Origin of the sequence: Kribbella sp. CCNWLW201 (assembly GCF_037203805.1) — a bacterium.
Lineage (GTDB): Bacteria > Actinomycetota > Actinomycetes > Propionibacteriales > Kribbellaceae > Kribbella.
The window spans coordinates 241235-258803 of the sequence record NZ_JBBCBQ010000003.1 but is presented as its reverse complement, the minus strand read 5'-3'; the positions used below and the strand labels follow the sequence as shown (position 1 = coordinate 258803).

The 17569-nt window shown below is 67.9% G+C and carries 21 protein-coding genes; 13 read left to right on the top strand and 8 right to left on the bottom strand.

The genetic code is table 11. The annotated features are described in order from the left end of the window. The first annotated feature begins 198 nt into the window (after positions 1–198). On the top strand, positions 199–1671 hold the full coding sequence (locus tag V9K99_RS16605; RefSeq protein ID WP_337000089.1) for an alpha/beta hydrolase: 1473 nt from the start codon (positions 199–201) through the stop codon (positions 1669–1671). Between the two features lie 14 nt (positions 1672–1685). Here the strand turns inward: V9K99_RS16605 and V9K99_RS16600 are convergent, their stop codons facing one another. Genes V9K99_RS16600 through V9K99_RS16590 form a run of 3 tightly spaced genes read right to left on the bottom strand, consistent with a single transcriptional unit; the run spans position 1686 to position 4075 of the window. After that, on the bottom strand, positions 1686–1850 hold the full coding sequence (locus V9K99_RS16600) for a hypothetical protein (protein ID WP_337000090.1): 165 nt from the start codon (positions 1848–1850) through the stop codon (positions 1686–1688). Between the two features lie 24 nt (positions 1851–1874). Continuing rightward, entirely contained in the window at positions 1875–2687 is an 813-nt protein-coding gene (locus tag V9K99_RS16595) for a sulfite exporter TauE/SafE family protein (protein ID WP_337000091.1), read from the bottom strand. Continuing rightward, entirely contained in the window at positions 2684–4075 is a 1392-nt protein-coding gene (locus tag V9K99_RS16590) for an MBL fold metallo-hydrolase (RefSeq protein ID WP_337000092.1), read from the bottom strand. Before V9K99_RS16590 ends, V9K99_RS16595 begins: the two co-directional genes overlap by 4 nt. 137 nt (positions 4076–4212) lie before the next feature. Between V9K99_RS16590 and trxA the strand changes: the two genes are divergently transcribed. Genes trxA through V9K99_RS16575 form a run of 3 tightly spaced genes read left to right on the top strand, consistent with a single transcriptional unit; the run spans position 4213 to position 5239 of the window. Next, entirely contained in the window at positions 4213–4575 is a 363-nt protein-coding gene (trxA, locus tag V9K99_RS16585) for a thioredoxin (RefSeq protein ID WP_337000093.1), read from the top strand. Next, positions 4575–4976 (top strand): DUF302 domain-containing protein, encoded by a 402-nt coding sequence (locus V9K99_RS16580; protein ID WP_337000094.1) that lies wholly within the window; start codon positions 4575–4577, stop codon positions 4974–4976. The genes trxA and V9K99_RS16580 overlap by 1 nt, the downstream gene beginning before the upstream one ends. Then, the gene (locus tag V9K99_RS16575) at positions 4976–5239 is read left to right on the top strand and encodes a metal-sensitive transcriptional regulator (RefSeq protein WP_337000095.1); all 264 of its coding nucleotides are present in this window, start codon (positions 4976–4978) and stop codon (positions 5237–5239) included. The genes V9K99_RS16580 and V9K99_RS16575 overlap by 1 nt, the downstream gene beginning before the upstream one ends. Before the next feature lie 4 nt (positions 5240–5243). On the opposite strand, the gene rarD is transcribed toward V9K99_RS16575, so the two are convergent. Beyond that, complete coding sequence (gene rarD, locus V9K99_RS16570; RefSeq protein WP_337000096.1) at positions 5244–6200, bottom strand: EamA family transporter RarD; 957 nt, start codon at positions 6198–6200, stop codon at positions 5244–5246. 108 nt (positions 6201–6308) lie between these two features. Here rarD and V9K99_RS16565 point away from each other — a divergent pair, with 108 nt between their 5' ends. Continuing rightward, positions 6309–7196, top strand: coding sequence for a LysR family transcriptional regulator (locus tag V9K99_RS16565; protein WP_337000097.1), 888 nt, complete (start codon positions 6309–6311; stop codon positions 7194–7196). Here V9K99_RS16565 and V9K99_RS16560 read toward each other — a convergent pair. Continuing rightward, complete coding sequence (locus V9K99_RS16560; protein ID WP_337000098.1) at positions 7178–7798, bottom strand: dihydrofolate reductase family protein; 621 nt, start codon at positions 7796–7798, stop codon at positions 7178–7180. The genes V9K99_RS16565 and V9K99_RS16560 overlap by 19 nt on opposite strands. A 147-nt stretch (positions 7799–7945) precedes the next feature. Here V9K99_RS16560 and V9K99_RS16555 point away from each other — a divergent pair, with 147 nt between their 5' ends. The 6 genes from V9K99_RS16555 to V9K99_RS16530 are packed head-to-tail and all read left to right on the top strand — an operon-like array spanning position 7946 to position 12819. Next, on the top strand, positions 7946–9241 hold the full coding sequence (locus V9K99_RS16555; RefSeq protein WP_337000099.1) for an amidohydrolase: 1296 nt from the start codon (positions 7946–7948) through the stop codon (positions 9239–9241). Positions 9242–9273: 32 nt separating this feature from the next. Further along, entirely contained in the window at positions 9274–9972 is a 699-nt protein-coding gene (locus V9K99_RS16550; protein ID WP_337000100.1) for an arsenate reductase/protein-tyrosine-phosphatase family protein, read from the top strand. Beyond that, the gene (locus tag V9K99_RS16545) at positions 9969–10637 is read left to right on the top strand and encodes an arsenate reductase ArsC (RefSeq protein WP_337000101.1); all 669 of its coding nucleotides are present in this window, start codon (positions 9969–9971) and stop codon (positions 10635–10637) included. The genes V9K99_RS16550 and V9K99_RS16545 overlap by 4 nt, the downstream gene beginning before the upstream one ends. Then, complete coding sequence (locus tag V9K99_RS16540; protein ID WP_337000102.1) at positions 10634–11383, top strand: MIP/aquaporin family protein; 750 nt, start codon at positions 10634–10636, stop codon at positions 11381–11383. Before V9K99_RS16545 ends, V9K99_RS16540 begins: the two co-directional genes overlap by 4 nt. Then, the gene (locus V9K99_RS16535; RefSeq protein ID WP_442914692.1) at positions 11380–11781 is read left to right on the top strand and encodes an arsenate reductase ArsC; all 402 of its coding nucleotides are present in this window, start codon (positions 11380–11382) and stop codon (positions 11779–11781) included. The genes V9K99_RS16540 and V9K99_RS16535 overlap by 4 nt, the downstream gene beginning before the upstream one ends. A gap of 54 nt (positions 11782–11835) precedes the next feature. Continuing rightward, entirely contained in the window at positions 11836–12819 is a 984-nt protein-coding gene (locus V9K99_RS16530; RefSeq protein WP_337000103.1) for a metalloregulator ArsR/SmtB family transcription factor, read from the top strand. Here the strand turns inward: V9K99_RS16530 and V9K99_RS16525 are convergent, their stop codons facing one another. Both V9K99_RS16525 and V9K99_RS16520 read right to left on the bottom strand, forming a co-directional pair. Then, the gene (locus V9K99_RS16525; RefSeq protein ID WP_337323406.1) at positions 12820–13878 is read right to left on the bottom strand and encodes an ArsO family NAD(P)H-dependent flavin-containing monooxygenase; all 1059 of its coding nucleotides are present in this window, start codon (positions 13876–13878) and stop codon (positions 12820–12822) included. A gap of 9 nt (positions 13879–13887) precedes the next feature. Beyond that, a complete protein-coding gene (locus tag V9K99_RS16520) occupies positions 13888–14241 on the bottom strand; it encodes an ArsR/SmtB family transcription factor (RefSeq protein WP_337000105.1) in 354 nt (117 codons plus the stop codon). 72 nt (positions 14242–14313) lie between these two features. Between V9K99_RS16520 and V9K99_RS16515 the strand changes: the two genes are divergently transcribed. Both V9K99_RS16515 and V9K99_RS16510 read left to right on the top strand, forming a co-directional pair. Next, on the top strand, positions 14314–15705 hold the full coding sequence (locus tag V9K99_RS16515) for an FAD-dependent oxidoreductase (protein ID WP_337000106.1): 1392 nt from the start codon (positions 14314–14316) through the stop codon (positions 15703–15705). Continuing rightward, the gene (locus V9K99_RS16510; protein WP_337000107.1) at positions 15705–16940 is read left to right on the top strand and encodes an MFS transporter; all 1236 of its coding nucleotides are present in this window, start codon (positions 15705–15707) and stop codon (positions 16938–16940) included. The genes V9K99_RS16515 and V9K99_RS16510 overlap by 1 nt, the downstream gene beginning before the upstream one ends. On the opposite strand, the gene phoU is transcribed toward V9K99_RS16510, so the two are convergent. Further along, positions 16912–17562 carry a phosphate signaling complex protein PhoU gene (gene phoU, locus V9K99_RS16505; protein WP_337000108.1) on the bottom strand — a complete coding sequence of 217 codons (651 nt, stop codon included), beginning with the start codon at positions 17560–17562 and terminating at the stop codon, positions 16912–16914. The genes V9K99_RS16510 and phoU overlap by 29 nt on opposite strands. Positions 17563–17569 lie beyond the last annotated feature (7 nt).

Below are 17569 nucleotides of genomic sequence, written 5' to 3'. Positions count from 1 at the left end.
ATCAGAAACCGCATACGTGCCGGCAACACCAGGTTTCCTTGACTGGAGGGCGTGATCTACACCCTCAGCCTCGTCGCCCTCGCAGCCGTGTTCGTGATCCGCGCCCTGCGCGTTCGGGCACAGCGGCGACGCGAGCGCACCCGTGCCTGAGGCACCTAAGTCCTGCCACACGCGAGGACCTGCTGCTTTACTGAAGGCGTGCGTCCGTCGGGTGCGGTCGTGGTCGTGGCCACGGCCCTGGGACTGGCCTCGTGTACGTCGTCACCGTCGCGTGAGTCCACGTCCATCGAGTGGGGGGATTGCGCGGCCGTCACCGACGTGCACGCGGCGAACCTACCTGCCGAGCGGGTCGGCCGGCTCGAATTCGGCTGTGGAGCCGTCGACGTCGACCTCGACCCCGCCCACAAAGAGGCGGGAACGATCGCGGTGCAGCTCATCCGGATCCACCAGAGGGGCGGCAGTACGACGAAGGATCCGCTGCTTCTCATCGCCGGCGGGCCGGGCCAGTCAGGTGTGGACTTCGCCGTCGTTGCGGCGGGCATGCTTCCGGACGCGATCCTTGACCGGTTCGACCTGATCGGGTTCGACCCCCGAGGGGTCGGGCACTCACAGCCCATCCGGTGTGAGCACGCCGAGTCCGGTCCGCCCACCTTTCCCGACCTGCTGACCGACGCGGGGTATGCCCAGGCCGCCAACCAGATGCGCAGGGCAACTGACGAGTGCGCCAGGACGCTGGGCTCCAAGGCGCCCCTGTTCAACACGACAGCCACGGCGGTCGACATCGATCGCATTCGCTCAGTCCTTGGCCGGCCGACGCTGACGTACCTCGGCTGGTCGTACGGCGCCAAACTCGGAGCGGAGTACGCCCGCCTGTATCCGGACAAAGTGCGGGCGGCCGTGCTCGATGCCCCGACCGACCCGGGTACGACGTGGATCGAGACCGTCGAACGCCAGCTAGCCGGCTTCGAGCACGCATTCGACCAGTTCACGGCGTGGTGCGCGGCTCAGGGCCGCTGTGCTCGGTTCGGCAGCGTGCGGAACTTCGTCGGCGATCTCGTTCGCACGGCGCAGAAGTCGCCCATCCCGAGCGGACGACCGGGCGACGACGTACCGACGTACGGCGTCGACATCATCGACGCGGTCGTGGCCGCCCTGTACGACGATGTCCGCTGGCCCGATCTCGCTGACGGCCTGGCGGAGGCCGCCGACGGTGACTCAGGCACTCTCCGAGACCTGGCCGACGCCGGCCAAGGGGATGAGAACTCGAACGACGCCCTACTCGTCATCAACTGCAACGACAGCGCACCTGGGCCGACCGAGGCCGAGATCCGGGCGGCCGGGTCGCGCTTCGCCAAGCAGTTCCCGCTGTTCGGGGTGTGGGGATCGTGGCACCTGTTCGGGTGCGCGTTCTGGCAGCCGCCGCGGCACCCCCTGCAGCCACCTGTCGCCGCCACAAAGCACCCGATCCTCGTCGTCGGCACCCGTCACGACCCGGCCACGCCGTACACCGGAGCTGTCGCGATGGCCAAGAGCCTGGGCACCGCGGAGTTGCTGACCTGGGAGGGCCAAGGACATGGCGCGGTCGGCCGCAACGACTGCATCACCCGCCACGTCGCCGACTACCTGGCCTCGCTGACAGTCCCGCCGCACAACACCCGCTGCCCGGCCTGATCGCCGTGTCCGAGTCAGCTCCGGCGGAAGATGCGGGTCAAGAGGCTTTGGCGGTTGGTTTCGGAGTGGCCGGGGCAACGGGCAGCCGGTGGGACGGCGGCCAGCACCTGGTCGACATGCATGCCGCAGCCGGACCAGGTGATCTTCGAACAGGTCTTGCAGGTGACTGCTCTGCACATGGATGGACTCCTCGGTGTGGTTGGTCAAACGATGGGGGAGATGACGCGCGCCGTGGTGTAAACGGCCACGCCGAGCACGAGAACAGTGAAGGATGCTGACAGCACGGTCGCGTTGACTCGTGGCCCGAGGCGAGCCCCGAGACCTCCGCCGATCACTGACGCCGCGGTGAGCGTGAGGACCAGCGGCCAGTCCGGGGACACGCCGGAGCCGGTCCGGATAGCGAGTGCGACCGCGCTCGTCACGGCGATGACGATGAGCGAGGTTCCGACGGCGTACGTGATCGGCAATCCCAGCGCGAGCATGAGCGCGGGGACCACGAGGAAGCCGCCGCCCACTCCGAGGAAGCCGGTGAGGACCCCGACTGCGGTCGCGGCCACCAAGACTCTGAGCGCACGAGGGCAGTTGCACAGGAAGGCCGGCTTGAAGGTGAGGATCGGGTCGGCGAACCCGAGTGGCTCGGACTCCGGCCGCTGTAGACGGACCTGTCGGTAGAGCATCAAGGCAGCGACGACCAGCATCAGACCTGCGAACGCGGCGAGCAGGGCGGCATCGGGGACGCGGAGGGATGCCGCGGCGCCGACAGCAGCTCCGGCGATGGAGGTCACCCCGAACGCGAGGCCGCGGCCGAGCATTACGTGGCCTGCTCGGTGAGCGATCACCGCACTGAGCAGCGAGGTGACGGCAACGACGACGAGCGAACCGGTGGTGGCCGCCACAGCGGTCTGGCCGAGCAGGTACACGAGTACGGGAACAGCGAGGATCGACCCGCCGCCGCCGAGGGCGCCGAGGCTGAGGCCGATCAGCAGGCCGGAGGTGATGGTGAGGAGCACCGTCACAGTTGCTCGCCGACGAGCGGGAGGCCGGTCTTGCGAGCGTTGTCGAAGGCGTCGTCGATGGCGACGAGTCGGCGGTTCGCGGCGCTGAGGATCGATGCGGCGATGGACGCCCGGTAGCCGTGGGCGCAGTGAATCCACAGTTCGCCGGCAGGTACGTCGTCGAGTCGCGCGAGGAGTTCGTGGAGCGGGATGTTGACCGCTCCTTCGATCCGGCCCGCGACGCACTCGTCGGTACGGCGCACGTCGAGTACGACGACCGGACGGTGCCGGAGCACGTGCTCCAGATCCTCGAAGGTGGCGACCGGGAACGACGCCTGCTCGCCGTCGGTCCACAGCGCCGGGCCTCCGGTCGCGTGCGCGGCCGGGCGGTCGATGCCGATCCGTACGAGTTCTCGTTGCGCCTGTGCGACCTCATCGGCGGTCTCACCGAGCAAGGTGACCGATGTGCCCCACGTGATCAGCCAGCCGAGGTAGGTGGCGAAGGCGCCGTCCAGACCGAAGTTCAGGGACCCGGGGGCGTGGCCGGCGGCGAAGGCGGTCCGGGTTCTGAGGTCGACCACCCACTCGCCGTCCTCGATTCGCCGCCGAAGCTCGATCGGGTCGGCCTTGGCGGGCAGGGACAGGTCGGGCGCCGCTGGGCCGTCGGAGTTTCGCGCTGCCATGTGGGCGTAGTACGCGGGGTAGGCACCGAGGCCGTCGAGGAGTTCGCGGACGTAGGTCTCCTCGTCCTGGGTGAGTGCCGGATTGGACACCTTCTCGGCGCCGATCGTTGCGGAGTCCGTGTCTGACTGCGTCGACGAACAGAACGAGCCAAAGCCATGGGTGGGGTAGAGCTCGGCGTTGTCGGGCAGCAACGCGGCGAGCCTGTGTGCCGACGCGTGCTGATGCCGCACGAGCTCCGCGGTGTGATGCTGACCCAGCAGATCAGGACGTCCGGTGGATCCGTAGAGCAACGAGCCACCGGAGAACACGGCGATCTGCTCGTCAGTGGCACCGTCGGACAGCACGTAGGACAGATGCGTGAAGGTATGGCCCGGGGTGGCCAGCGCGGTGACGCGCATTCGTCCGATCTCGACGGTGTCGCCGTCCCGGATCGGCGTGCGGTCGAAGGAGACGTCGTCCTCGGCGTTGACGACGTACCGGGCGCCGGTGCGCCGAGCCAGGGCCAGGCCGCCGGTCACGTAGTCGTTGTGGATGTGGGTCTCGAACACATGGGTGAGCTGTCCGCCGGCCTCCGACAGGACCGCGAGAACCCGGTCGATGTCGCGCTGCGGGTCCACCACGAACGCGACCGTGCCGTCGTGAACGACGTAGCTGCGGTCGCCCAGGGACGGCGTCTCGAGCGCGCTGACGGTGATACCGCGCACGGTCTGAGCCGGGCCGGTCACCGGAGGGGTCGATAGCGAGTTCTGGGTCACGATGCCTGAGCTCCGGAATACCTAGGGGGGTATCGTCGTTATCCACTGTAGACACCCCCGGGGGTATCCTCAAGCCGAGGACACTCCACGTCCGAAGGAGCAGCCACGTGGCCACCATCGACCTGACCGCGGCCGAGTTCGACCAGACCGTCACCGGGAACGAGATCGTCCTGGTCGACTTCTGGGCAGCCTGGTGCGGCCCATGCCGCATGTTCGCGCCCATCTACGACCGCGCATCGCGCAATCACCCCGACATCGTCTTCGCCAAGGTCGACACCGAGGCCGAGCAGTCGCTCGCGGCAGCCGCCCGGATCACGTCGATTCCGACCCTGATGGCCTTCAAGCAGGGCACCCTGGTCTTCTCGCAGCCCGGCGCCCTGCCGGCCCCGGCGTTGGAGCAGCTGATCACCGCGGTGCGCGAGCTCGATATCGAGAAGGCCCGTGCCGAGGCCGAGCAGCGGAGCGCCTGATGACCGCCTTCACCCTCTCGTCGACGGTGCGCCGGCCCTTTCACCGCACCCTCACGGATGTCCGCGAAGCCCTGGCCGGCCAGGGCTTCGGCATCCTGACGGAGATCGATCTGCAGGAGACGCTGAAGCGCAAGCTCGACGTCGATGTGCCGCCGGAGACGATTCTCGGCGCCTGCCGTCCGTCGCTGGCGTACCGGGCGCTGCAGGCCGAGCCTTCCATCGCGACGGTGCTGCCGTGCAATGTTGTCGTCCGTTCGGTGGACGCGGAGACCACGATGGTCGAAGCGTTCGATCCGTACGCAATGACCAGCCTCGCCGGTACGGCGGCGCTGGATGATGTCGCGGCAGAGGCGAGGATGCGCCTCACCACCGCACTTGCCGTTGTGGAACAGGAGAACTGATGCAGCTGGAACCCGCTGAGATGACCCCGGTCATCAATCGCATCAAGCGCGCTCAGGGGCAACTCGCCGGCGTCTTGAGGATGCTCGAGGAAGGACGGGAGTGCGACGAGGTGGTGACTCAGCTCGCCGCGGTCTCGAAGGCACTTGACCGGGCGGGTTTCGCGATCATCGCCACCGGGTTGCAGCAGTGCCTGGCGGACGAGTCCGCGACCGGTCAAGCCGACCTCAAGAAGATGGAAAAGCTCTTCCTCGCCCTGGCCTGACCGCTCAGTTGGGCCGCATGCGCCCGGCTGTGGCTGCTGCGCGGCGGAGCTTGCGGAGGTGGTGCAGGGTCTCGCCGGTGAAGATGGCCAATGCGGTCCAGATGAGGGCGAAGCCGGCGAGGCGCTCGGGGGGCATCGGCTCGTTGTAGGCGAAGACGCCGAGGAGGAACTGAATCGAAGGGGTGAGGTACTGCAACAGGCCGAGGTATGTCAGGGGGATTCGGGTGGCAGCCCCGGCGAAGAACAGAAGTGGGACCGCAGTGGCCGGCCCGGCGGCGATTAGGAGCAAGGTGGTCGACCAACCGGCGTGCCCGAACGCAGCCCGGCCCATGAGCTCCAGCCACACCAGATAGCCCAGCGTGATCGGCATGATGATCGTCGCCTCGACAGCGAGACTCTCGACTGCCCCGGTGGCGGCCTTCTTCTTCAGTACGCCGTACGTCGCGAAGCTGGCCGCCAGCCCGATCGCCACCCACGGCACGCGACCGTAGTCGAACGTCAGCCACACCACGGCCGCTGCGGCCAGGTAGATCGCGAGCCACTGTGGCCGCCGCAGCCGCTCGCGAAACAGGACCACCCCGAGGGTGACCGTGACCAGCGGGCTGATGAAGTACCCGAGCGAGGTCTCGACCACCCGCTCGTGGTTGACGCCCCAGATGTACAGGTACCAGTTGAACGCGATGACCACTGAGGCCCCGGCGAGAACGCGTAGCGCCGCGGGCCGCTGCTTCAGGTCGCGCCACCATCCGGGTCGCGGTCGGACCTTGAGCAGCAGTGCACAGATCCCGAGCGCCCACACGAACCGGTGGGCGAGCGACTCGACCGCGCCGACGTTGTCGAGCAGCCGCCAATAGAGCGGGAACAGTCCCCAGATCCCGTAGGCGGAGGCGCCGAAGAGTAGGCCCTTGTTCAGGGTTGCGTGACCGTCGTCGGTGCCGGTTGCCGAGGTGTGGACAGACATCGTGGATTTCTCCTTGTCGGCAGCCGTGGGATCGTGAAATCAGCGTGGATCACCAGATAGATGACGTCTAATGCCAATTTTCGAAAATCACATTGATATCTTTGATTGATGCTGAACCTGGTGCATCTCAACGTTCTGGCCGCGGTGGCGCGGCACGGGTCGGTGACCGAAGCGGCGAGAGAGCTGCACTATTCGCAGCCGTCGATCAGTCATCACTTGTCGCGCCTGGAAGCGGTCACCGGTGTCAAGCTCGTTCAGCGCGTCGGCCGGGGGATCCGATTGACGCCGGAAGGGCATTTGCTGGCCAATCGGGCCGCCGAGATCATCGGCCGCGTCGACGCGGCGACCAACGAGCTGGCGGCCCAGGTCGGGCTCCAGACCGGGCGGGTTCGCCTGGCCGCGAACTCGTCGGTGCTGAGCACGATCGTGCCGAAGGCGATCCCGACGGTGACCCGAGCGCACCCAGGAATCGAGCTGAACCTGATCGAGCGTCACCCGGCCGAGGCGTTGCAGCTGCTGCGACACGGCGAGATCGACGTCGCACTCATCTTCCGGTACGCCAACGCCCCGGTCGAGGACGAGGGATTTCGCCTCGTCGAGCTCTGTGAAGACTCGATCTACCTGGTCAGTCAGCGCCCTGACGACAGCGTGGCGAACCATCGCGACTCCGCCTGGATCGGCGGTTGCGCGCGGTGCCAGGACGAGGTGATCACTGTGTGCCGACAAGAAGGGTTCACGCCGCGCTTCGCGTCACTCAGTGACGACATAGTCGTCGTACAAGCTCTCGTCGCCGCCGGTGTCGGCGTCACGACCCTGCCTGGCCTGGCACTCGAAGCCCACCGCCTGCCCGACGTCCACACCACCGAGCTGACCAACTTCCGTCGTCAGATCTGCGCCGTCACGTACGGCGAGCCGCCAGACCCGCCCGCCACCACCGCACTGATCCAGGCGATCAGGGATTCCGTCCGAGAGCAGCGTCAGGACAGCACGCGGTAGGTCAGGTGCGTGACCAGGCTCGCTGCCCGCGACCTCACCTGCTCGAGCTTCAGCGGCGGGACGCCCTCGAACAGTCGCGTACCGGCGCCGAGCGTGAGCGGCACCACGTGCAGCCGCAGTTCGTCGATCAGGCCGGCCGTCAGGTACTGATTGATCGTGGTCGCGCCACCCATGATCGCGACGTTGCGGTCGCCGGCCGCCTCGCGCGCCTGGGCCAGCGCCGACTCGATCCCGTCGGTGACGAAGTGGTACGTCGTACCGCCGGCCATCGGCTGCGGATCGCGCGGATGGTTCGTGAGCACGAAGACGGGGGCGTGGTACGGCGGTTCGTCGCCCCACCAGCCGTTCCACTCCCGGTCCCACTCACCGCGCACCGGGCCGAACATGTTGCGCCCCATGATGAAGGCTCCGGCGTCGAGCCCTTCGTCGATCTCGGCCTTGTTCTCGTCTGGGGTGTCGCTGTACCAGGCGTGCAGCTTGTCACCCCAGCCGTCGCCGCCGTCGTCGCCGAACGGGCGTTCCTCGGTCTGGTTGAGCCCGGCCGTGTACCCGTCGGCCGTCATCGTGATGCCGCTGAACACCTGGCCCCTGCCTGTGGTCATTGCTCTGCTCCTCGTGGCGACGTTTCCTGTTACGCATCAGCCTGGACCAGGCGCAGTATGACGTCTAATGCCAATTCCTTGCTGCACACATCAACATCCTTGATATGTGCTCGCCCAGCGGCAGCGGTGGGACGATGAGGCGTGCGGTTGTCCTGGCGTTCTGGGATTGTTCTGGTCGGATGTACGGCGATTCTGCTGCTGCCGCTTTCCGCGACGAGTCCCGTTCCGCCTGACGTGATCTACCACAACGCGGTCGTACTCACGATGGACGACGGGCGGCCGCGGGCTGAGGCGGTGGCGGTCCGAGCTAGACGGATCTTGACGGTCGGCGACGACGCCGAAGTGTTGTCGTTGCGGAGGAGCTCCACCCGGGTTGTGGATCTTGGCGGGCGGGCGTTGTTGCCGGGGTTCATCGATTCGCATGCGCACTGGATCGGCGACGGGAGCATGGTCGGCTACAACGCCGATCTGGCGATCGATGCGGCGCTGAGCCGGGGGTGGACCAGCATCAACGAGCAGTTCGTCAACTCGGAGCGATTGGAGGAACTGCGGGCGCTCGACGCGGCCGGCCGGCTACGGTTGCGGGTCAACGCGTACCTGCCGGTGAACTTCGAGGACGAGAAGTTCGGTCACTGGTTCCGCGGGTTCGAGCCGCACCATGCGTACAGCCAGCATCTGCGGCTGGGCGGCATCAAGCTGTTCCTCGACCACGACTGGGGCACCGACTTCCACTGGGAACAGGCCGAGCTGGACGAGTATGTGCTGTCAGCGCATCGCCTTGGCTGGCAGGTGTCGGCGCACGCGATCAGTGCTGAGGCGCACGACCAGTTTCTGACCGCGGTGGCGCGGGCACAGGCCGCGCATCCCAACCCCGACGCACGCCACCGCGTCGAGCACGTCATCCAACTCCGCGACGATCAGCTCACCAGGATGGGCGAGTTGGGGATGATCGCGTCCATCCAGCCCGGAAACCCGGGGGATCTGGCGGCGGAGGCGGGCTTCCCGGAATTGGTGGCTCGCGGTCAGACCCGCTGGATCGCCCGTTGGCGAGATCTGGTGGAAAGCGAGGTTCGAACCATCGGCAGCACCGATACGCCGTGGCTGGTGCTTGCTGTGGGCAACCAGATGCCGCACGGATCACCTCTTGAGGCGATCCACCAGGCGATGACCAGGCAGAGCTACCTCGGCCGTCCTCCGGAGGACTGGCAGCTCGCGCAGCGCCTGACGGTCGATCAGGCGTTGCGATTGTTCACAATCGACGCCGCGTACGGCACTTTCGAGGAGAACGTGAAGGGCAGCCTGTCCCGCGGCAAGTACGCCGACCTCGCGATCCTCTCGGCCGACCCGACAAGCGCCCCGGTCGACTCGCTGCCGAACATCCAGATCCTCGCAACCATCGTCGGCGGACGAGTGGAGCACTGCGCCGACAAGGCACTGTGTTGACAGCGTAGATTAGCTCAGTAATCATTGAGTCAATGAACGTTGAGCAGCGGTCTCTGGTGGAGCGGGCGCGGGTGCACGCGGCGCTCGGGGATCCGGCGCGGCTGGCGATCGTGGATGCGCTCTCGGTGGGAGACGCGGCGCCGGGGGAGTTGGGGGCGGTTCTCGAGATGCCGACCAACCTGGTGGCGCATCATCTGAAGGTTCTGCAGGAGGCCGGGCTGGTGGTGCGGGGGAAGTCTGAAGGTGATCACCGTCGGACTTACGTACGCCTGGTTCCGGAGACGTTGGCGATGGTGGGTAGTCCTGCGCTGAACGACGTACCTCGGGTGGTGTTTGTCTGTACGCACAACTCGGCGCGGTCGCAGTTGGCGGCGGGGATCTGGGCGCGGCGGAGTGAGGTGCCGGTGGCGTCGGCGGGGACTCGGCCTGCGGAGCGGGTGCATCCGCGGGCGGTGAAGGTCGGGCGACGGCATGGACTCGAGCCGGACAAGTGGCGGACGGCTCAGGTGAGCGACGTGGTGAAGCCGGACGATCTGGTGATCGCGGTGTGCGATATCGCGTATGAGCATCTGCCGGCCGAGGCGCGGCCGCGGGTGCATTGGTCGGTGCCGGATCCGGCATCGGTGAACACGGACGCGGCGTTCGAGGCCGCGTACGACGAGCTCGCCGGCCGGATCGATCGGTTGGCGCCATTGGTTTCAACGAGTACGGCGAAGGGGCCGGGAGCATGACCGAAGTCGCTGGGTACCACCGGGAAGGCCTGTCCATCGATCAGCAGCTTGCGCTGCGTACGGCGGCGTCCCGGTTGGGGGAGCAGTTCGCCGGGATCTACGGACCCGAGACGATCGAACGCTTCCTGCACTCGAGTTACGACCAGTTCGCGTCCGGCAGCACGGTGCCGAACTTCCTTCCCCTGCTGGCGGAACGGTTCGCGCGCCAGCGGCTGACCGCGCTGGCGCGGGTCGAAGGGCATCATGACGACGGGCGCCCTGTGGTGCTCTTCCTGTGTGTCCACAACGCCGGCCGCAGCCAGATGGCGCTCGGGTTCTTCGAGCACCTGGCCGGCGATCGCGCGATCGGTTGGTCGGGCGGCTCGGAGCCGGGCGTCGAGGTGAACGCCGCCGCCGTGTCCGCGATGGCTGAGCGCGGCATCGACATCTCGGCCGAGTATCCGAAGCCGTGGACGGACGAGGTGGTCCGGGCGGCGGACGTCGTGATCAGCATGGGCTGCGGTGACGCGTGCCCGATCTTCCCCGGCAAGCGGTACGAAGACTGGGTGCTGGACGATCCCGCGGGCCTCGACGTCGCGGACATCCGGCCGATCCGAGACGAGATCGAGCGCCGGGTCCGTGAGTTGCTCGACGAACTCGCCGTACCTGCTGCGAGCGGCCGGTGAACACCGCTCCACTCTGGCGACGGGCAGTTGCCGAAGGCATCGGAACCGGGCTGCTGGTCACCGTGGTCGTCGGCTCCGGAATCGCGGCCGCGAAGCTGTCGCCGAACGACGTCGGGCTGCAACTGCTCGAGAACGCCTTCGCGACCGCACTCGGTCTCGCCGTACTCATCCTGATGTTCGGGCCGGTGTCTGGCGCGCACTTCAACCCGGTGGTCTCAGGCGTCGACTGGTGGCTCGGCCGGAAGACCGGCAGCGGTCTGACATCACGCGACCTCGGTGCCTACGTTCCGGCGCAGATCGTGGGTGCGGTGCTGGGCGCCGTACTGGCGAATCTGATGTACGGCGAAGCCGCGGTGTCCTGGTCGACGACGGAACGCAGCGCCGGGCACCTGTGGCTCGGCGAGGTCGTCGCGACAGCTGGGCTGATCGTGCTCATCTTCGCGCTCGCCGCATCCGGCCGGGCGACGCTCGCGCCGGCCGCTGTGGGTGCCTACATCGGGTCGGCGTACTGGTTCACCTCCTCGACGTCGTTCGCCAACCCGGCGGTCACGATCGGGCGGGCCTTCAGCGATACCTTCGCCGGGATCGCCCCGGCTTCCTTGCCCGGCTTCGCGATCGCGCAGATCGTCGGCGCTACTGTCGGAGTGGGCCTGTTGGCCCTGCTGTACCCGAGAGCTGGACGCGCTGCGGACGAGGTCGTCACGCCACACACTGAAACCCCTGCGAGTACTGGAGCATCCACGTGAGCAAGCCAAGTGTTCTGTTCGTCTGTGTCCACAACGCCGGCCGGTCCCAGATGGCTGCCGGCTGGCTGAGGCACCTGGCGGGCGACACGGTCGAGGTCCGATCGGCCGGATCCGCACCGCGCGACCAGATCAACCCGGTCGCGGTGGAAGCGATGCGTGAGGTCGGCATCGACATCACCGGCGCCATCCCGCAGCGGTTGGAGACCGAGACTGTCCGCGAGAGCGACGTCATCGTCACCATGGGCTGCGGCGACGCCTGCCCGATCTTCCCCGGCAAGCGGTACGAGGACTGGGAACTCACCGACCCGGCCGGCCAGCCGATCGAGGTCGTCCGCCAGGTCCGCGACGAGATCCGCGGCCGGGTGGAGAAACTCGTCGGCGAACTGCAGGCCGCCTGAAGCCTGCAGGTCCGGCCCGTTGACCGGCATATAGACGACTGTGAACATAGACCCATGTCGAAGCCGTCGGTCCGACGGTCGGTAATGGTGCCGCTGTCGCGGGAGGACGCCGAGCGGCGCGCGGCTCAGCTCGGCGTAGTCGCTGATCCGACCCGGCTGCGTCTGATGAGTCTGCTGCTGACTCACCCGGCGGGCGAGGCGAGTGTGGGTCAGCTCGCGGCCGAGTTCGATCAGTCGCATACGACGATCAGTGATCACCTGCGGCTGCTCTGCGATGCGGATTTGTTGACGCGGGAGCGGCGGCAGTCGTTCAGCTATTACCGGCCGACGCATCATGCGGTCGCGCAGCTTGCGACCTTGCTCGGGGTGGAGGTGCCCGAGCAAGGTCCGGCTCACGAGGCCGCGTTCGATCTGAGTACGTCGGTTGTCGATCGCCAGCTCGAGCACATCGCTGCGCAGTTGGCGACACGCTTCACCGGTGTCTTCTCGCCGGAGACGGTACGGCGGTACGTCGGGGAGAGCTACGACATGCTGGCGGCCCGGTCACGGGTCCGGCGATTCCTGCCTTCCCTGACAGCGAACTTCGCCGCCGAGCGCCTGACCGCCCTCGCGAAGGCAGAGGGCAAGACGCGTAGCACCGTGTCGGAGGTCCTCTTCGTCTGCGTCCGCAACGCAGGGAGATCGCAGATGGCGGCCGGGCTGCTGAGCCAATTGACCGGTGATCGTGTCCTCGTGCGCTCGGCCGGGTCGTTGCCGGTGGCGCTCGTTGACGCGAACGTGGTCACCGCCATGGACGAGATCGGCGTCTTCCTGGGCGGCGCGTATCCGAAGCCGTTGTCCGACGAGATCGTCCGGGCTGCCGACGTCGTCGTCACGATGGGCTGCGGCGACGCCTGCCCGGTCTACCCGGGCAAGCGGTACCTCGACTGGCCGATCGACGATCCCGAAGGCCGGCCGCTCCCGGAGGTACGCAGGATCCGCGACGAGATTCATCAACAGGTCAGGGAGCTCGTTGCCGAGTTGTTCGCGACGGCTTGATCAGAGGTTGGCGACCAGGTCGCGGGCGGTGCGACCGGCACCGATGAGTGTGGCCGACGCCGGCCCGGTCCAGTCGCCGTAGCCGATCAGCTGGAGGCGTGGCTCGTTGATTGCCTGGCTGCCGTTCGTTGGGATGAGACCGTCTGGTCCGCGCAGGCCGAGTGTTGACAGGTGACTGAGCTGTGGGCGGAAGCCGGTGCACCAAATGATCGTGTCGAAGGACGACTCGCTGCCGTCGTGCCATCGGACACCGTGGTCGACCAGGCGGGCGAAGGGTTCGCGAGCGTGCAGTACGTCGCGGTCACGGGCCTCGCGAACACTCTCGACCATCACGATGTCGCCGAGACCGGCGACGCCGCCCGTGTCGGGTTCGCCGAGTTGCCGTGCTCGGTGGCGCCTCGTGGCGATCTCGAACAAAGCCCGGCCGTCGACGTCGTCGGGCAGGAAACGAGGCGGTCGGAGCGTCACCCACGTGGTCTCGGCGACCAGCGAGACCTCCGCCAGGATCTGAGCGGCCGAGTTGCCACCTCCGACGATCAGAACGCGCTGATCGATGAAATCGGACGCGCGCCGGTAGTCAGCGGTGTGCAGTTGCCGACCGGCGAACGATCCCGGGTACGTCGGGACGAACGGCCTGGACCACGTTCCGGTCGCCGAAACCACGTGCTGCGCGAGCCAGTCGCCGTCGTCGGTGTGTACGACGAGGTGCTCGTCATCGCCGCGACTCACGGATCTGACCGAGACAGAGCGTCGTACGTCGAGCTCGTAACGCTTCTCGTAGTGCGTGAGGTATTCGACGACGTGGGCCGCCAACGGGTAGCCACCGTCGCCGGTCCACGGCGGCATCATCCAGCCCGGCAGGGACGAGTACTGGGTGGGAGAGAAGGTGCGCAGTGTCGGCCACATCTGCGCCCAGGCGCCGCCGGGCTGATCGGCGGCGTCGAGAATGACGAAGTCCTCGCCGGGGGTCAGGCCGGAGCGGCGCAGGTAGAACCCGGTGGCCAGGCCGGCCTGGCCACCACCGATCACCACCACGCGGGCAGTCCGCGTTGACGTCATCTGGGAGAGTCAGACCGCGGTCGGTGCCGGGACGGACAGCAGGGTCGAGAGCCAGGTCAGGCGTTCGGGGAGTGGCCAGTAGTAGACCCAGGTGCCGCGGCGCTCGCAGTCGACCAGGCCGGCCTCGCGGAGGACCTTGAGGTGGTGGGAGATCGTCGGCCCGCTGACGTCGAAGTTGGGCGTGATGTCGCAGACGCACACCTCGTCACCGGCCGAGGCGATGATCGACATCAGCCGCAGCCGGATCGGATCGGCCAAGGCCTTGAAGACCGCCGCGCCGTCGGCTGCCTGGGCCGGGTCGAGGGCAGCCTCGGAGATCGGCGTGCAGCAGGTGTTGAGGACGACGAGCTCCTGTTTAGGCATGCGTCTATCTTGACTCTTGTCGAATCAAGAGGCAAGCTTGCTGATTAGATGAACGTCTAGACAGCACGGAGGATGATCGTGACAAAGCCGGTGGTAGTCATCGGAGCGGGCCCGGTGGGACTGGCCGCAGCGGCGCACCTGGCCGAACGCGGGGTCGAGTTCCTGGTTCTCGAGTCCGGGCCGAGCGTGGCCGCGGCGATCGACGAATGGCGGCACGTGAAGCTGTTCAGCCCATGGCGCTACGACATCGACGCGGCTGCCCGTCGCCTGCTGGAGCAGACCGACTGGATCGAGCCGAACCTGGACGAGCTGCCCACCGGCGGCGACCTGATCGACTCTTACCTGGCCCCGCTGGCGAAGACGCCGCAGTTGGCGGACCGGATCCAGTACGGCGCTCAGGTGACTGCCGTGACCCGGGTCGGGTTCGACCGCGTGCGTACCGCAGGTCGGGAGGAAGCGCCCTTCCTGGTGCGCCTCGCCGACGGTGAAGAGGTGCTCGCCAGCGCCGTGATCGACGCGGCAGGCACGTGGCGCCGGCCGAACGTCCTCGGCGGTTCCGGGATCCCCGCCCGCGGCGAGGCCGACGTGGCCGACGCGATCTCGGCGGCCTTGCCGGACGTGCTGGTACGCGACCGTGACCGCTTTGCAGGTCGCCATACGGCGGTAGTCGGGGCCGGTCACTCGGCGGCGACGACGCTGCTCGAGCTCGGTGAGTTGGCCGAGCAGGAGCCGGGGATCGAGGTGTTCTGGGTGGTTCGCGGCGCCGACCAGGCGCGTACCTACGGTGGCGGCGAGGCCGACGAGCTGCCGGCGCGCGGTGCCCTGGGCATGCGACTGAAGAAGCTGGTGCAGTCCGGTCACGTTGAGCTCGTGGGTAGCTTCCGGATCGAGGCCATCACGCGTACGGCGGACGGTCGCGTGGAACTGGCCGCCGGGGATCGGACCGTTGTCGTGGACACCGTGGTCAACTCGACCGGTTTCCGCCCCGACCACGAGATGGTCGGCGAGCTGCGCCTCGACCTCGACCCGATCCTGGGATCGACGCGAGCGTTGGCACCCCTGATCGACCCGAACAAGCACTCCTGCGGGACCGTCCCGCCACACGGCGTCGACGAGCTCGAGCACCCGGAGCCCGGCTACTACGCCGTCGGCGCGAAGTCGTACGGCCGGGCGCCCACGTTCCTGCTGGCGACCGGCTACGAGCAGGCCCGCTCCGTGGTCGCGGCGCTGGCCGGCGACTGGGAGTCCGCACGCGACGTGCAGCTGAACCTCCCCGAGACCGGCGTGTGTTCGTCAAACCTCGCGTACGGCGACTCGGCCGACGAGACCGCAGGCGGCTGCTGCGGCCCGGCACCGCAGGCGGTTGAGGCTCCCGCTGGCCGCGGCCTGGCCACCGGCATCAGCGGCGGCCTCCTGACCGTCATCGACGCCAAGCCGACCACGCAGTCGAGCTGCTGCGGCTGATGACGTCCACCCCGGGGCTGGTCGCGCGCACCACGGCGGCCGGCCCCGGAGCGCGTCGGCTGGTAGGCGCGCTCGCCGTCACGCAAACGGTCGGGTACGGCGTCCTGTACTACGCCTTCAGCGTCATCCTCGGGCCGATGAGCGGCGACTTGAGGATCTCGACCGCGACGGCCGCCGGAGCACTGACCGTTGCGGTCCTCGTCACGGGTTTGCTGTCGATCCCGGTCGGACGCTGGCTCGACGCCCGTGGCGGGCACGCGTTGATGACGACTGGGTCAGTGCTCGGCGTGGTCGCCGTACTCTCGTGGTCTCAGGTTCAGACGGTCCTGCAGCTGTATGCGGCGTTCGTGCTGATCGGCGTCGCCTCGGCGATGGTTCTCTATGAGCCCGCCTTCGCCGTGGTCGTCGCGGTCACGGACCCGGCTCGGCGGGCAAAGGCTCTGCTCGGCATCACTCTGGTGGCCGGCTTCGCCAGTTCGATCTTCATCCCGCTCACCGGCCAGCTGGTCGCCCGGCTGGACTGGCGGCCGGCGCTCGTCGTGCTGGCGGTCATGCTCGCGACGATCACGGTGCCTCTGCATGGCCTGGCCCTACGGCGCACCGCGCCGGCCGCCGGTGATCGAGCGGAGCACCATCGGCGTCGGTCGCCTGGCTGGGTGCTGCGGGATCCCGGATTCTGGTTGCTTGCCGCAATCTTCGTGCTGCACGGGGCCTCGCTCGCTGTGATCGCCGTACATCTCGTGCTGTATCTGACCAGCCTCGGTCACTCGGCGGCGCTGGCAGCCACTCTCGCCGGACTGCTCGGGCTGCTGTCGGTCACCGGCCGGGTCGTCACCACCGTGTCGACCCGATGGTTGCCAATGGCCACGATCGGCGCGATCATCATTGTCGGCCAGGGAGTGGCGCTGTCGCTGCTGCCGGTGGCCGGGCGGGACGTCACGGGTGCGATCGCCTGCCTGGTGGTGTTCGGACTCGGCTTCGGGGTCGGATCGATCGCGAAGCCCGCGATTCTGCTCGACCGCTACGGCGCAGCCGGGTACGGGACGATCGCCGGCACACTGGCCGCGCCGGCCGTCGTCGCCAAGGCTTTGGCACCCTTCGGCGGAGCGCTGATGGCTGCCGCTTGGGGCTATCGACCGTTGGTCCTGCTGGTTGCCGCCGGCTGCGTGATGGCGGGTGTCCTCCTCCTGCTCGTCTCGCGGCTGCCTACTGGGCGGCCGGCAGCTCGCCGGTGACGAGGAAGATGACGCGGCGGGCCATCGAGACGGCGTGGTCGGAGATGCGCTCGTAGTAGCGGCCGAGCAGGGCGATGTCGACGGCGGCCTCGACGCCGTGCGGCCAAGAGGCGTCCATCATCAGCCGGAACTGGTTGCTGCGCAGTGCGTCCATCTCGTCATCGGTGGACGCGATCAGCTGAGCCGCCGATATGTCCCGGCTGTGGATAACGTCGCCGGCCTGGTCGACCATCCGCTGCGCGACCCGGCCCATGTCCTCGATCAGGCCCTCGAGCTCGACCGGTATGGCCGGCAACGGATACCGGAGCCGGGTGATCTTGGCGATGTGGGCGGCGAGATCGCCCATCCGTTCGAGGTCGGCGGCCATCCGCAGCGCCGCGACCAGCATCCGCAGTTCGTTGGCGACCGGTGCCTGGCGGGCGATGAGGTCGAACACCTTCTGCTCGATCATCTCGCCGCCGGCGTTGAGTTGGGCGTCGGCGGCGATGACCTCTTCGGCGGTGCCGAGGTCGGTTGTCAGCAGCGCGCTGGTCGAGCGTCGTACGGCGGTCGAGACGGCCCGGGTCATGCGTTCGAGTTCGGCGAGGATGTCGTCGAGCTGCTCGTGGTAGATGTCACGCATGTGTGCC